We start from the raw sequence: 15,431 nt of genomic DNA on the forward strand, positions 1-15,431 counted from the left end.
CAGTTTATCGCCGAAAGGCTTTAAATACCAACAATAAGTTAATATTTAATGAAATTACCATCGATGTGCAGGGCCGGACGGTTGAAGTTAATGAAGCCTCTATTATCCTCACCAGAAAGGAATATGATATGTTATTGTATTTCATTGCCAATAAGGGAAAAGTTATCTCTAAAAATGCCATAGCTGAACATTTATGGGGCGATGAAATGGATATGCATGATAATTTTGATTTTATTTATACCCCCCATCAAAAACCGGTAACAGGAATTTATCGCTTGCTATATATTAAAAAGCTCTTTTGTTAGTTACAACCAATTCTATATTATAACCTATTTAATGCTATGCTAAAACGTGTACTATTATATGTCTGTACTATTTTTTCGGCTGCTTTGTTTACGCATGCCGCTGCTCAGGGCATTTATAAAAAAGTAACCGACGGAATTATTGTTAGCCTGCCTCAAAAATCAGCGCAGGATTCCCGCCTGCTCCGGTTGCAGGTGATCTCCGATAAAATTATCCATGTAACGGCCACTCCTGAAAGTTCCTTTCCCCGCAACAAAAGTCTAATGGCCTTAGATCGCATCAATTCACCTGTTAACTGGAATGTTGTGCAAAAAGGCAATCAGTTATTGCTGTCAACAGCATCAGTCACAGCACATGTATTGTTGCCGCAAGGTATAGTGAGTTTTACCGATAAAGCCGGCAAGCTTATTTTAAGCGAAAACGCTGAACGGACATTTACGCTTGTGTCCAACAATGGTGAAAGCTCCTATCATATTATCCAAAACTTTAACAGCCCGGCCAACGAAGCTATCTACGGCCTGGGTCAGCATCAAAACGGGGTTGTCAACTTTAAAAACCAACACCTGGAGCTACTGCAGAACAATACGGAAGTAGCGGTGCCATTCCTGGTTTCCAATAAGAACTATGGTATCCTGTGGGATAATTATTCCTTAACTAAATTTGGCGACACCCGCGACCTACAATCAATTTCAGGACTAAAGTTATTTGCCGCAGATGGGAGTGAGGGTTGGCTAACGGCTACCTATGCCAAAAAAGCCGACTCCACCAACGTTTTTATACAACGCCCCGAATCTGATATTGATTATTCTTTTCTGGAAGACATGAAGAATTTTCCTCAGGGTTATAAATTAGGAGAGGGTAAAGTAAGCTGGGACAGGTTCGATCTCATCGGCTTATACGGGTAATCACCAATTTTGGCTTAAATATGCAGGTTATGCCAAGATATCGATCGATGGTAAATTACTGGCCGACCGCTGGCGTCAAGGTTGGAACCCCGGTACCGCAATACTGAATGTCGATTTGATCAAAGACAAAAAGTATCCCATCAAAATTGAGTGGCTCCCTGATGCCGATGAATCATTCATCGCGTTAAAATGGCTGAGTCCTTTAAGTAAGCAACAACAAAATAAATATGCGTTCGACTCTGAATCTGGCAATCAGCTCAACTATTATTTTATATATGGAAAAAATGCCGACGATGTTATCTCCGGATATCGTACTGTTACCGGCAAGGCTGTCATAATGCCCCAATGGGCAATGGGTTTATGGCAAAGCCGCGAGCGGTATAAAACCCAGGATGAAATATTGAATACGGTAAAGGAGTTCCGGGCGAGGAAAATACCGCTGGATAATATTGTGGAAGATTGGTCATACTGGAAGGAAGATCAATGGGGTAGCCAGGAATTTGATGAAAGCCGCTTTCCTAATCCTGCCGGAATGATCAGTACACTACATGATCAATATCACATGCACTTCATGATCTCGGTATGGGCCAAATTTTATGAGGGGATTGATAGCTATAAGCACTTTGATAAAAATGGTTGGTTATATAAACGTAATATAGCAAACCGCCAAAGGGATTGGATAGGTAAGGGGTATTTTTCTACTTTCTATGATGCCTACAACCCGAAGGCCCGCGAGGCTTTCTGGGGGCTGATGAATAAGAAATTATACGCCAAAGGGGTGGATGCCTGGTGGATGGATGCTTCAGAACCAGACATAACTTCCAACCTGAATATACAGAGCCGTAAAGATTTTATGAATCCTACCTATTTAGGCTCATCTACACGGTATTTTAATGCTTTCCCGCTGCAAAATGCAAAAGGTATTTACGAGGGGCAGCGCGGTACCAATCCCAATACACGTGTATTCCTGTTAACCCGATCAGCTTATGGAGGTTTGCAGCGATATGCGGCAGCAACCTGGAGCGGCGACATCGCTGCCCGCTGGGATGACATGAAAAACCAGATCCCCGCAGGGATCAACTTTGCCCTATCGGGTATTCCCTATTGGACTATGGACATCGGTGGTTTTGCCGTGGAGCACCGTTACGAGCAACCAAACGCAAAAGACCTGGCCGAATGGCGAGAGCAGATAACCCGTTGGTACCAGTTTGGTTCATTTGTGCCCCTGTTTCGGGTACATGGTCAGTTTCCGTACCGCGAAATTTATAATATAGCGCCCGAAAATCATCCTGCTTACCAGAGTATGCTTTATTATGATAAGCTGCGCTATCGCCTGATGCCTTATATCTATAGCCTGGCAGGCATGGCCTATCACCATGACTATACCCTGATGCGCGGTTTAATGATGGATTACGGACAGGATGAAAAGGTGAAGAATATTGCAGACGAATATCTTTTTGGCCCAGCTTTGCTCATCAATCCTGTTTATACCTATGGCGCTACCAGTCGGAGCATTTATTTACCAAAGGGTAATGGCTGGTATAATTTATATGATGGAAAATATACATCCGGAGGGCAAACTATAACAGCGGATGCACCTTATGACCGCATTCCCGTATACATAAAAGAGGGTTCAATTATCCCTTTTGGCCCCGAGATACAATATACCGGCGAAAAACCTGCCGATTCGATCACCCTATATGTGTATACCGGCAAAGACGCCACCTTTACCCTTTATGAAGATGAAGGCACAAATTATAACTATGAAAAAGGCGCTTTCAGCACTATACAACTTACCTATAACAAAACAAGTAAAACGCTGACTATTGGTGACAGGAAAGGCAATTTTACCGGCATGCTAAGCAACAGGAAGTTTAACATCGTATGGATTAGCAGGAATAAAGTCGTACCGCTGCATTTTGAGCCGAATAGCGATCAGCAGATAGCTTATAAAGGGGAAAAAGTAACAGTTAAGCTTTAACCTCACCCTAATGAAAAATAAATTTTTATCACTTGTTGTAGGGAGCTTGCTTTTTGGTCATGTTTTCGCGCAGAATAATAATCTCGCCAAAACCGAGAGAATAATCCGTCTTGATTTTAACAAAGAAAAAGGAAGTCTCAACACCTCATTTAAAGAATGTGTAGGCGCTGGTCGTGCCAATGAAGGATTGCGGGCTGACTGGCAGCAGCAATTGGCTATGGTGAAAAAGGAGTGTGGTTTTAAATACATCAGGATGCATGGCTTGCTGACTGATGACATGGCTGTTTACAAGGAGGACGGGAACGGAAAGCCACAATATAATTACCAATATGTTGACGCCTTGTACGACTATATCCTAAGTATAGGCATGAAGCCCTTTGTTGAATTAGGATTTATGCCGGCGGCGTTGGCAAGCGGAAGCCAAACAATTTTTTGGTGGAGGGGTAACGTAACACCACCTAAAGATTATCAGAAATGGGAAGGTTTGATCCGTAACCTGACTCAACATTTTACAGAACGATACGGAACAGATGAGGTTAAAACATGGTATTTTGAAGTTTGGAACGAACCCAATCTGAAAGATGGTTTCTGGACCGGCTCTCAAAGCGATTATTTTAAACTATATCAATATAGTGCACAGGCTATAAAAAGCGTAAACCCGGCCTATAAAGTAGGCGGACCTGCCACAGCAGGGGCTGCATGGGTACCTGAAATGATAGATTTCTGCAACAAAAATTCTGTCCCTATAGATTTTATCAGCACACACGCTTACCGGGTAAAACAAGGGTTTTTGGATGAGTATGGGGCAACGGGGACCGTGCTCGATAAAAACAAGGAGAGTGTTAGCGGTGATGTTTGGAATTCACGCAAGCAAATTCAAAATTCCGCAATTCCAAAACTAGAATTACATTACACAGAATGGAGTTCATCTTATACGCCTGCTGATCCACTGCATGATAGTTACCATGAAGCAGCATACATACTTGAAAAACTGAAACAAACGGGATCTGCAGCCAACTCCATGTCGTACTGGACGTTTACTGATATTTTTGAGGAAGCGGGGCCAAGATTTACGCCCTTTCATGGTGGGTTTGGTTTAGTAAATACGCAGGGGATCAAGAAACCTGCATTCTTTGCTTATTCTTTTTTAAATAAATTGGGCGAAACCGAAATAGATGATCAGGACAAGTCTTCATGGGCCTGTAAAAATAAAAAAGGTGATGTTCACATCTTGTTATGGGATTATACTTACACCTTGCCCGATTCCGTTAATAACCAATCCTACTATACCCGCGATCTGCCTGCTAAATCAAAAGGCGAAGTTAAATTAGCTATATCAGGTATGCCTAAAGGAAAATACAGAATAGAGATTTGCCAAACGGGTTACAAAGTAAACGATCCCTACACAACCTATCTATCCTTCAATAAACCTGACCAATTAAGTAAACTACAGGTCGATCTGCTAAAAAAAGAAAATAATGGTATCCCCATTTTGAAAGAGAATATCACTATTAGTTCAACCGGGATATTTTCAAAGAAACTCCCGATCAGGGAAAATGACGTCTTTTTTATCAGTATGATCAAACTTTAATTAGGCATCCCGAGTGAAGAATTATTATTGAGAAACAATATTACGACAATCTTTTGCAGTCGAAAGAAGCAGCATAACAATCATGGTAACATTTTTTTTCAAAAAAATGTACAGAATACCACTATAGATGAAGTGATTGGCGGGAGATTTATATAAGTTGATGCAATATTATATAACACACCGCTGTTACCAAACAGCGGTGTGTTAATAGGTAATTAAACGTAATTATTGTCTATCTCACAAGCACGGCTTACCTCTTGTACAGTTGCAGGGGAGTCAAACCGAAATAGACCGCTTAAGCCCCGTTCTATTCTTGATGCTCTGATCGCTGCCTTTACCGCGAAAAACACAGATGCTGCCAATACCAGCGGCGGCTCCCCGATCTCCTTGGCAGACATAATATCTGTTGGATTTTCCGGAACATTCACCGAGCCCCTTGGGAAAAGATGCACATTCAGCTCCAGTGGAATGCTGGTGGTAGCCGGTGGTTTGTAGGTCCAGGTATTTAACGTGTTTAATCGTCCTGCATCCGGACCGTCTGGTTCAAATACCAATTTTTCAGATAACACATAACCAATCCCCTGAACAAAGGCACCTTCTACCTGACCAATATCAATAGCCTGGTTCATACTCCAGCCGGCATCATACACAATGTCAGAACTTAATATTTTGGTTTCACCGGTTAATATGTCAACCTCAACTACAGAGCAAGCGGCAGAATAAGTAAATCCACTGAAGGAATCAAACTCACCTGGTGCACCAGTCTTGCTGCTCTCATAACCAGGTATGATGGGCTGTTGATCATATGTTTTGTAGGTAATATTAGGGAAAGGCACCTCGCCACCATGAATGGGGATATTCAAACTACAAGTTAAGCTAATCCTGTTTTGGTAGGCCATGGCTACCAGGTTTTGCCAAATGATGGGGTGTCGTCCGCCTTTAAGAGGCTTAGCCTGCCAGCCAGCCGCTCCATAATTCCAAAAGTCAATACCTTGAGTTCCACACCAGTCGTCGCCCTTGATTTTGAGCATTTCGTACCCAAATTCAGTTATACGGCTTCTTAGCTGTTCGCAAACTCGCTTAACGGCTTCTGCGCTATAAGTTGTTCCGGTGGATGCTCCTGTACTGGTTGGATTGGTAACGATACTGGTTTTAGGGCTTTCAATTTCGATGAGAGTCATTGGGACATTCAAAATATAGGAGGCTACCTGGCGCACCTGTGTCAGTAAACCTTGACCCATTTCTACGCCGCCCTGATGAATAATGATACTACCATCCCCCTGATACACCGAAATCATAGCGCCCGCTTGTTCAAGCATGGTAAGGTTATAACCAGAGCCGTATTTTACCGGCATAATAGCTAACCCTTGCTTACGCCATTTGTTTTTTTGATTAAATTCCTCAACGGCGGCAACTTTGATATTATAATTGCAAACGTCTTTTAGATATTTCCAGACATCCTTCATATAACAATAGGAAAGTGCCTGACCAAATGGGGTAACGTCGCCGCGGTCATATAAATTTATTCTGCGTACTTCTTCAGCGGTCATATTAATAGAGAATGCGGCATCATCAATAGCATTTTCCATCATTACTTTACCCTGTACATCGCCAAAAGCTCTGAACGCCGTAGAAGGAGCTGTATTGGTACGGCAAACATCAATTTGCGCCTGGAAATTGGGAATGCGATAGGCATTATCTGCCCGGGTAATGATACAATTGGAAACAATGAACGAGCAATCATAAAATGCGCCTCCATCGCCCCACATCCGGTTCAGCAGGCCTCTGATTATGCCCTTGTGCGCCGGTGTAGTTTCGCCTTTATCTATAGCTACCTGATATTGTGCATAATAAGCATGCCTTTTACCGATCATGCCAGTATCCTGTTCACGTGTAAGAGCTAGCTTGACCGGTTTCTTTAGTGCTTTTGCGGCGACAGCGGTCGCTGCAGCCACAAAGCGTGTTTGCTCTGTTTTGCCACCAAAACCACCACCTACGGGTGGTACCTGTATATCTATGCTGTTATATTGAGCTCCCAATGCTGATGCAATAGTGCCATGAATAGTCATAGGGCTTTGTGTAGATGATTTGATCACTATTTTGCCACCGTCTACAGGTTCTGCTATAGCCGCCTGGGTTTCCATATAGAAGTGTACCTGCCCGCCTGTTAGCTGCGTTCCTTCAACAATCTGGCAAATGTTGCCATCTACTGTTCCGGTTCGGTTGATTATGTTTTTATCAAGCGCGCCTTTTTCGTTGATCCATTCCAATTGAGTGCCGGGCCTGGTTATGCGCCATATATGTGAAATAAAACTCGCTGTTGTAGGCCAGTCGGGATAAATATTGCCATGAGCAAGCGCATCATCAATACTTAAAACAGGTTTATTCTTCCAGCTTTTCGGGTCGGGATCTATTTGAACAGGAGTATAGGCAACACAGTTGTCTGCAACATATTCGGCAATTGTGGCGGCTTCAAGCTCGGTTTTGGCACCTACTAATGCAATAGTTTGGCCAACATAGTTAACCTGATCAATGGCAAAAACAGGCTGATCAGATCCCATGCCCTGCATATTGCTGGCGCCATTTTTGAAAGCTTCACTGGTAACCATGTCAACAAAACCTGCAAATGTTTGCGAAAGATAACTGCGTAAATCAGTAGTATTTGCACGCCCTTTTTTTCCGGGAATAATGAAATGGTAATCAGCCAAAGCCCGCCTGCTTTGTACCAGCGCCGCGTTTACCGTATTGGGAGGAACCGGCAGTTCATGTGTGTAATGTAACTGACCGGAAGCCTGTTCCATGGCCGTAAATTTCACATAAGGCTGGGCTACCGGCGCCCTGAAGTCCTGTGGGGCATAAAACTGTAAGCCATTACTAACGGGCCATCTGCCCCAGGTAATGTCTCCGCTTGATCGTAAGTGCGGTGGTACAGGGCCTCCTTTTTCCAACAGGGCTTTTACAATGGCCTTATAAAGAAAGGAAGCGGTTAATTGCTGTTTATATTCGTGCGTGAAACCTTCATCAGGAAGGCCTTTCATTCTGGGAGCCCATTGCGATAATATCACTCCAACCTCACGGTTAAGCGTTTCGATGAGCAAGGGGATCCTTTCCATCGATAACACGTTATTTTGCAGCATAACCTCTGTGCTTACGGCCCGCCATGGAAACGGCGCCAAACCTCCGAATACTATCGCCGCGTGTGTTACTTTAAGATCGGCGCCTAATCTGATGGTACAACTAGAGTTAACTATGCTGTGCGCATTGACATCGCGAAGGGCAACTTTTTGTGCCAGCTGAACATCATTACTATCTCCAAAAGGTATGTAAACAGATACCAGGATCATTCTTTGTGCCAGATCAGGGTGATTTTTGATGATGATCGACAGATCGTCTATATAAGCAGTAGTAGTCTGTCCTCTGAAGTTTTCGGGGTCGATGTATTCAATTTGGGCATAGCACCCCAAAAGCGCGGTCATTAAGTCCGACGGAAATGGCTCACCGGTTCCCGCAGCAATATGTTTGAAAACCAACATGGCATTACCACCTACAGTTGCCGCATTCCTTACGATCCTGCCGGCCGTACGTTGAGCCATAAAAAGTACCGCCCCCCAGGGCACAGTCTCCCGGTCCCTTCCTTCGGGTATGTTAACCGGGTATTTCTTTAGGGCCAATTCCAGCGTATCAATCAGATGGCTGTAAGTTGTGCCCGCGCTTACTTTTATCCCTTTTTTATCAACTACCGGAACAAAATTTAATTCCTGCACGTGACTGATATCGATCAAGCTGTCTGCATTCAGGAATTCTTGTTTGTATATTCCATAAGAAGTATTGGCATGTACAAGATGAGGTTTATGCCCACTATAAATTTTCCAATAATCAACCAGTTCACGCAGTGAAACCGGGCTAAGCCATTGCCTTTGATTATTCAAAACCGATACTGCTGGGGCAGGCTGTTTAGCTTCCGGTGGAAAAGGAATAACGATGAATGGGGCCGGCAATTGTTGTTGCACGGCCTCGTCGCCCAGGCATTTCATCCGTTCCAGTTCGTCTTGTTCCGTCCAGTCAGATGCAAAGGTTTTCATTCCCGTGAGTATCGGCCTGTACCCTGTACAACGGCAGATGTTGCCGTCAAAGATGGCCTCGATCTCTTTTTTTGTAGCATTTGGGTTATTAAAGATAAACTCAGACATGTTCATCACAAAGCCAACCGTACAATAGCCGCATTGTGTGCCATTATTCATGGCAAGGCGATGTGCCACCGGGTTCATACCCAGGTGACTGAGCTCTGAGGGATGTTGTGGAGTTGCAGTTTGCAGTAATAGGTTTGGTGAAATATCTGCATTTTCTGCCTTTTCAACAGCCATAGCTACTTCAGCCCTTTTTGCCTGGGCGTCTTCATATGCCTGCTGTGTTTCGGCAGGCAAGGGCAGATCTGCGGGCCGGCCGGCTCGGCTGGATACTTGGGTGTGAGTAAGAAATTCGGGATTGGGGCGTCGCGCACCGCCTGTGCCTTCAACGGTTGTAACCACCATGCCATCAACGGCGATCAGTGGTCGCAGGCATGAATTGATAGCACGGTGATGCTCTTTTTTTTCTTTCGCATCCCAGTCAGACAGGATCACGGTGCAACCACCGCAACCGCCTTGCCCGCACGGTTTTTTAGGGCCGGCAAGATTTACCTCCGGCGAGCGCAGATAATCTATTAATAAGGTATCAACCGGCGGATCTTGTACAACAACCTGCCTGCCGTTCAAAAAGAAGGATATGGAATTACTCATGGTAGTATCAGCTTGAATTAATTACAGATTGGGGGAATTAAAAATTACCCTGGGTTTCAGGAATTACATTGGCTTTTTGTCTTGGGCCTGCTTTTTTCAATATTCTGGCCCTTTTAAATGGTACCCCGCCGCGTCTTACCACATGCTCAACACCAGAGAACTGATTGGCATAATAGCCACCTATGTTTTTATTTTTCCAATCCCAGTAATACCCCAATGCCAGCGATGTTTGCAAAGAAAAATCGTTGGACAGCGCCTGTTTAGGGTTATAAGCTGTACCGCATCTGAAATTCTGATAATATTTTATCCAGGCCGGATCGTTAGTTTGTGTAAGATGGCCCATGGCACCATTTGCCAGCGTGTCGCCGATAAAGGCTTCATCAGGCACCAGCGCCGCCACTTGCGGAAACTCGGCAGTTTGATGGCATGACATACAAGACGCGGTATTCAAATCAACCGGGCCGTCAAGCCTGCCTCCCCAACCAAGATGCTGTGGTGGAAGATCGGCGGATGTGTTAATAAACGTTTCTTTCAGCGTATCGTTGATCATGGTTTTAATGACCGGGTAGGGGTTTATCCAATTAGTTTTATATTGCGGGTCGTTTCCGAACTGTATACCAACCGGAACAAGATTTTTTACCCGTTCGCGCATAGTTTTGCCATTATTCAGATTGCCATTATAACAGAAATTGCCAAATATCCATCCGGTGCCATATTTTTCGGCTCTTTTATCCCGCACCATAATATCCATTTGTATCAGGTGTACTTTTTTTACAACGCGGTTAACACTATCAGCAAACGTTGGTGTAATGTAAGCTGTTCTTGCGTATGAATCTTTAAGATAAGGTACATCTGTAGAATCCAGATCGGTATACAACAATTTAAATATCACGGTACCTTCCGGGAAACCACCTTTAGGCCCCTGGGTAACGAATGGATCCGGGTCGTTAGCTGTATCCCACATTTTGTAAAGCACGTGGCCGGCAAAATCATTATAGAACCCTAGGGCATATACCTGTCCGGGATGTTTTTGCTGAGGAGATAACTGATATGGGTTAATGGGAGCTTCTTTGGCCAAGCCGTTAAAACCCTCGGATGCAAGTGGGCCATAATGTAACCATGGCATATGATACCAGCTGCGCTTTTTGTTATCCTGTGCTATGAAATTAGCCTCAATCATGCCATCAAAACAATAGTCGCGGGCGGCCATCAGCCATTCTTTCCATCTGGCTTTATCATCAAATGGTATTTTAAAAAAATCAGGGATTTTATCTTCAGCAGGCAACGTTTTGGGATAGTCCTGGCTCAACTTAAAAACTTTTTGGCCGGGGTATTCTTTTAAAAACTGGTTTATCGGGATCATGGCGCCAAAATCAGGGAAGGTGTTTTTGCTTTCTTCCTGGTTTTCGGAGTCTCCGTTCCTGTGATCATTCGGGGCAGAACAACGGACAATAATGGTGATCATAAAAATGGATACGACGATCCATAACATACGGTGTTTGTTCATAGTTTAAAGGATTAGGCAGGTTTAAATATTTATGTTTAATTATTGTTATATAAATATAAATATCAATTATGTTTTCATAATACTTTTAATTAATATGAATAAAATGAATTAAAAATTAATATAATTTCGTTATGCTAATAAAAACATAACGACGCTGGGGGTAAATAAATTTAGATTTATGATATTAATGATGCTGGGAGTTAATAAAATATAGTATTAAAATATTGCTGTATATTTTACAATATTGTATAGGTATATTTTAAGGAATTGAATTCCAGGTGTTTAATTTTAGTAGCCCGTTGATGATATTTATTAATTGCGGAATTTGGCACTTGAGCGACTAATCGCTCCAAAGAAATTGATATTGATCTTTTATGGATGGGATAAATAGATAAAATAAACATGAATATTTTATTGTTTGTATCGATATATTTTAAAATATATAATGACCTTGATTTAGCCAATGAAAAAAACTCTACAAAAAAAATCCATCACACTATTAGGTTGTATTTTCTGTATTTCACGCCTGTATGCCCAAGCAAATTCGCCACAGGCAAAATCTGTTGCTAAAGACACAACTACGCTTGATAGCGTAGTGATAAGAGATAGCAAGCTCAAACACCTGCCTGATGTTGAAGGAACTTACCTGTTCGCCGGGAAAAAGACCTTTTCCATTACGCCGGCAACCGGAAGGGCCAATCTGGCTAATAGCACTATTCGTACCATATTTGCTACCATTCCGGGTGTAAATGTTTGGGAAATGAGTGGCAATGGTTTCCAGGTAAATATTGGAACCCGGGGGACAGACACCCATCGCTCAAATGAAACGAATGTACGCCAGAATGGTTATAACACTAATTCCGACCTGTTTGGTTACCCCGAAGCGCATTACGTACCTCAATTTAATGCCGTGAGTCAGATCCGGATTGTACGCGGGGCGTCGGCGCTGCAGTTTGGAAGCCAGTTTGGCGGGATGGTAAATTATAAGATAAAGGAGGGCGACAGTACAAAAGTTTTCGGCGCGGAAAGCGAACAAACTGCAGGATCTAATCATTATTTCAACTCTTTTAATTCTGTGGGTGGCCGTAGCGGTAAATGGAGTTATTATGCCTACTATGCGCAGCGATCCGGTGACGGGTGGCGGAATAACTCACGTTTTAACGGGCAATGGTTTTATGCTAATTTAAAATACCAGTTTAATGATAATGGAAGTATTGCCCTGCAATTCTCCAGGGTTAATTTTTTTGAGCAGGATGCAGGTGGGTTAACCGATGCACAGTTTAATGCCAACAACCGCCAGTCAACCCGTACCCGTAATTATTTTGATCCTGAAATTAATATCCCGGCGCTATTATTTAATTACAAATTAGGTACACGTACCAAACTCGAAGTGATATCCCACGGTATCATTGGTCAGCGTAACAGTGTGCAGTTTTTAAATAATCCCGGCGTAGCGGATACCGTAAATAAAAAGTTGAATAGTTATAATCCCCGTCAGGTCGACCGAGATTATTATTACGGGTTTACCACCGAAGCACGCCTGCTTACCCAATACAAGCTGGGCGATTTGTACAGCACATTCACATCTGGTTTGCGTTATTTTACAGAACGCACCATGCGCAGACAGAAAGCAACGGGAACTACCGGCTCTGATTACGACTTGACCGTTGTTAAACCCTACGGTATCGATCTGCATTTAAGCACACGTAATTATGCTGCTTTTGCAGAAAATACTTTCCAGATCACCCCTGAATTTACCATAACACCCGGAGCCCGTTTTGAGATTATTAATACCAGTCTTAACGGTGTAATAGATAATGGGTTAGATCATGTATCCTATGGCAACAAACGCAATTTCCCCTTGTTTGGTACCGGGCTTCAATACCAGGTTACCCATAATAGTCAGATCTATGGAAATATCGCCCAGGCATATCATCCGTTTGCTTACGCTAATATTATCCCGGGGAATGATTTGGCTGTTGTAGATCCCAATCTGAAGGACAGCCGGGGTTACAGTGCTGATTTGGGTTACCGGGGAAACATTGGTACTATATTCAATTATGATTTTGATCTGTACTATGTTTATTACGGCAAACGGATAGGTAACCTTACGGAAGTGAATGACGCGAAACAAACCTATATTTATACCACTAACATCGGAAACGGGGTTGCAAAAGGTGCCGAAGTTTTTACAGAAGTCTCTCTATGGCGGGCATTTGACCGTTCAGCTTCTGGCGATATCCGTTTATTCAATTCTTTTTCCTATGACCATGCCCGTTATACCAGCGGATCAATTACCGCGGGGGCTACTAATATCAGCTTAGCTGGTAACTGGCTGGAAGGGACACCGACCTGGATAGACCGTGCCGGTTTAAGTTATTTGGATAAGCACATTACTACCACCGTACAATTTAGCTATGTTGGTAAAAACTTTACAGATGCAAATAATACCATTTTTAACCCAACCGGTTTAAGTGGTATTGTGCCTGCTTATCACGTTGTTGACTTGTCGTTCAATTATAGCTTTTTGCGGAAGTATCACATTTTTGGCAACCTTAATAATGTGCTGAATGCTAAATATTTTACGCGAAGGATAACCATTTTGCCTGGCCCTGGTATTTTACCGGCCGATGGTATTGGCTTCAATGTCGGGTTCGGCATAAAAGTATAAATGAATGTATTGCCATGTGATATGGAACGGTTGTTGCCATTAGCTATTGATGAAAGAAGATAATATAAAAAATGCAGCCAGGATTTTCCTGGGCGCTAACCTGATCTTTGCAGGCATCAGCCATTTGACTTTCGCAAGGAAAGCTTTTAGGGCCCAGGTCCCGAATTGGGTTCCTTTAAAAAAGGATGATACCGTAGTGTATTCAGGAATAGTTGAAATAGGCTTAGGTTGTGCAATAGCATTAGCACCAAAAAATTATAGGGCGGGTGTGGGAAAAATAGCGGCTGCTTTTTTTGTTGCTGTTTTTCCAGGCAATATTGCTCAATATACGCATAAAAGAAGTTCATTTGGATTGGATACAGATGCCAAGAGATTTATCCGTTTATTATTTCAACCAGCTCTTGTTTATTGGGCCTTAAAAAGTACAGGTGATGGTAAATAAGCATATTTACTATAACAGGCATTTCAGAAGGATTAAGTAATAGATTAAGTAATAATAGATTATCGCTGATTTCTTCAGAATAACGGCATAAGTCTAATTTTGATATTTAGTAAATCGAAGTCTATCCCTGAAATGGCCCACCGGGCACTCCCCAGTCCCAATGCGGCATGGGTATGTCTGGTGGTTCGTTGATACTCGCCAGGTTTGAATTGATAACCGCTATACGCGTTCCCCATTCAAGGTAAGCCAGGAAGGCCGAGCGAAACTCAGGATCGTCGGGTAGTTTCAGCTCGTCGGCAGTTTGCAGGAGCAGGTCCATCCAGCGTTGGCGATGCTGTTGGGTAAGGTGTTTGGAAAGATGGTGACGGATCATTTCGAAATGACTGCCTTCGTTTTCGCTGTACAATTTTGGGCCACCCAATACTTCGGCAATAAAATGAGCAACGTGAAGCCTATGTTGCGGCGACATTTGTTTGAAGATTGGCTGTAGTAGGTCATCTACCAATACTTTATCATAAAACTGATCGAATAGTGCTACGAATACCGGCATGCCGCCGGCCCATTCATAAAGTGAAGGAACGGATTTATTGTTGTTCATAGGAGTTATATTTAATCATCTTTAATGCTGACCAAATGTATTCTATGCAAAATATAAAGTCAATAACTAACTAAAAAGTAGGTTGTTACGGGCGGTGAATTGTCTGGGAAGGATCTTTTGTATATGGCAAAGTGGCACATTAAAAATTATATGAGCTACGTTTATATTGCTGTACTTGACAGGATTAAATTTTGGCAGGAAATTTAACGGGATGTAAAACACCTGCCTTTTAATTGCATAGGGGCGTTATAGATGATTGATTATGATAGTATTAAACGAAAAAATATATACATGTCCGGTTGACGTAACACTGGGGCTAATGGGTGGTAAATGGAAATTGCTCATTTTGTTCCATTTACACCATTTTGCAAAAAAAAGCTACAGTGATTTTAAGGCGAATCTTCCTGGTATTTCTGAAAAAATGTTATCACAGCAATTGAAGGAGTTGGAAAGGGATAAATTAATAGCCAAAAATCAGCTTTCCGTAAAACCGAACCGTGTAGAATACTTTCTTACGGCAAGGGGACAATCGCTCGGTCCTTTGTATGAGTTTATCAGTAAATGGGGAATTGACTACCTGATGGAAAATAATATAGATTATATCAAAGACCAGCATCTTTACAAATAGTTTAGCCTGCCTTTTGGATAATTGGTT

At 42.7% G+C, this 15,431-nt stretch carries 10 protein-coding genes; 7 read left to right on the forward strand and 3 right to left on the reverse strand.

Annotated features, from left to right (window positions below; all coding sequences use genetic code 11):
• From FHW89_RS00005 to FHW89_RS00015, 4 genes are all read left to right on the forward strand, one after another.
• A partial coding sequence (locus FHW89_RS00005) for a winged helix-turn-helix domain-containing protein (RefSeq protein WP_172332967.1) occupies positions 1-305 on the forward strand: 305 nt, incomplete at its 5' end.
• Positions 306-341: 36 nt separating this feature from the next.
• On the forward strand, positions 342-1,208 hold the full coding sequence (locus FHW89_RS28750) for an alpha-glucosidase domain-containing protein (protein WP_253952118.1): 867 nt from the start codon (positions 342-344) through the stop codon (positions 1,206-1,208).
• A 115-nt stretch (positions 1,209-1,323) separates the two neighbouring features.
• Positions 1,324-3,189: a TIM-barrel domain-containing protein gene (locus FHW89_RS00010; protein ID WP_253952119.1), complete on the forward strand. Its 1,866-nt coding sequence runs from the start codon at positions 1,324-1,326 to the stop codon at positions 3,187-3,189.
• 10 nt (positions 3,190-3,199) lie between these two features.
• Positions 3,200-4,780, forward strand: coding sequence for a glycoside hydrolase (locus tag FHW89_RS00015; RefSeq protein WP_172332968.1), 1,581 nt, complete (start codon positions 3,200-3,202; stop codon positions 4,778-4,780).
• A 215-nt stretch (positions 4,781-4,995) separates the two neighbouring features.
• Here FHW89_RS00015 and FHW89_RS00020 read toward each other — a convergent pair whose 3' ends face one another.
• Both FHW89_RS00020 and FHW89_RS00025 read right to left on the reverse strand, forming a co-directional pair.
• Complete coding sequence (locus FHW89_RS00020) at positions 4,996-9,558, reverse strand: molybdopterin cofactor-binding domain-containing protein (protein ID WP_172332969.1); 4,563 nt, start codon at positions 9,556-9,558, stop codon at positions 4,996-4,998.
• A 37-nt stretch (positions 9,559-9,595) separates the two neighbouring features.
• A complete protein-coding gene (locus tag FHW89_RS00025; RefSeq protein WP_172332970.1) occupies positions 9,596-11,065 on the reverse strand; it encodes a hypothetical protein in 1,470 nt (489 codons plus the stop codon).
• A 463-nt stretch (positions 11,066-11,528) separates the two neighbouring features.
• Here FHW89_RS00025 and FHW89_RS00030 point away from each other — a divergent pair, with 463 nt between their 5' ends.
• Both FHW89_RS00030 and FHW89_RS00035 read left to right on the forward strand, forming a co-directional pair.
• Entirely contained in the window at positions 11,529-13,736 is a 2,208-nt protein-coding gene (locus tag FHW89_RS00030; RefSeq protein ID WP_172332971.1) for a TonB-dependent receptor domain-containing protein, read from the forward strand.
• Positions 13,737-13,785: 49 nt separating this feature from the next.
• On the forward strand, positions 13,786-14,178 hold the full coding sequence (locus tag FHW89_RS00035; RefSeq protein ID WP_172332972.1) for a hypothetical protein: 393 nt from the start codon (positions 13,786-13,788) through the stop codon (positions 14,176-14,178).
• 121 nt (positions 14,179-14,299) lie between these two features.
• Here FHW89_RS00035 and FHW89_RS00040 read toward each other — a convergent pair whose 3' ends face one another.
• A complete protein-coding gene (locus FHW89_RS00040) occupies positions 14,300-14,776 on the reverse strand; it encodes a group II truncated hemoglobin (protein WP_172332973.1) in 477 nt (158 codons plus the stop codon).
• 262 nt (positions 14,777-15,038) lie between these two features.
• On the opposite strand from FHW89_RS00040, the gene FHW89_RS00045 reads away from it, so the two are divergent.
• Complete coding sequence (locus tag FHW89_RS00045) at positions 15,039-15,404, forward strand: helix-turn-helix domain-containing protein (protein ID WP_172332974.1); 366 nt, start codon at positions 15,039-15,041, stop codon at positions 15,402-15,404.
• The last annotated feature ends 27 nt before the right edge of the window (positions 15,405-15,431 follow it).

Source organism: Mucilaginibacter sp. SG564, from assembly GCF_013149275.1.
Classification (GTDB): Bacteria; Bacteroidota; Bacteroidia; order Sphingobacteriales; family Sphingobacteriaceae; genus Mucilaginibacter.